At 75.6% G+C, this 631-nt stretch carries 1 protein-coding gene; it reads left to right on the top strand.

What is annotated here, in order from left to right; all coding sequences use genetic code 11:
• Nucleotides 1-631: amino acid permease (locus tag KUM32_RS37695; protein WP_217146338.1), on the top strand; the 631-nt coding region annotated here is incomplete at both ends.

Below are 631 nucleotides of genomic sequence, written 5' to 3'. Positions count from 1 at the left end.
AGGCAGGGCCGACGCCGGGCCAGCCGACCCCGCCGACCGGCACCGCCTCACCGCGCTGACCGGCCTGGCCGCCCTGTCGCTGGACGCCATGGCTTCGGTGGCGTACGGACCGGAGGCCATCGTCCTGGTGCTGGCCGCCGCGGGGGCGCGCGGGCTCGGGTACACCGTGCCCGTCACCCTGGCCATCGCGGCCCTGCTGGCCGTGCTCGTCGCCTCCTACCGTCAGGTCATCGCGGCCTTTCCGGACGGCGGCGGGGCGTACGCGGTGGCCAGGCGTCATCTGGGCCGGCGTGCCTCGCTGGTGGCCGCCGCCTCGCTCGTCCTGGACTACGTCCTGAACGCCGCGGTCGCCGTGACCGCCGGTGTCGCCGCGCTGACCTCGGCCTACCCCGGGTTGCACGACGACCGGCTGTGGCTGTGCCTCGGGGTGTTGGCGCTGGTCACCGGCGTGAACCTACGCGGCGTCGTGGACTCGGCGCGCGCCTTCCTGGTGCCGACTGCGGTCTTCGTGTGCGCCGTGCTCACCGTGATCACCGCCGGTCTCCTCCGGGACGCCCCGCTGTCCACGGAGGCGTCCGCCGGGCACGCGGCGGTGCTCGCCGACGACGCGACCACCGTCGGCGTCCTGCTG

It is taken from the genome of Streptomyces sp. AC627_RSS907 (assembly GCF_019049165.1).
Note: the sequence above shows the minus strand (reverse complement) of the source record. Positions and strands in the feature narration are given on the sequence as shown.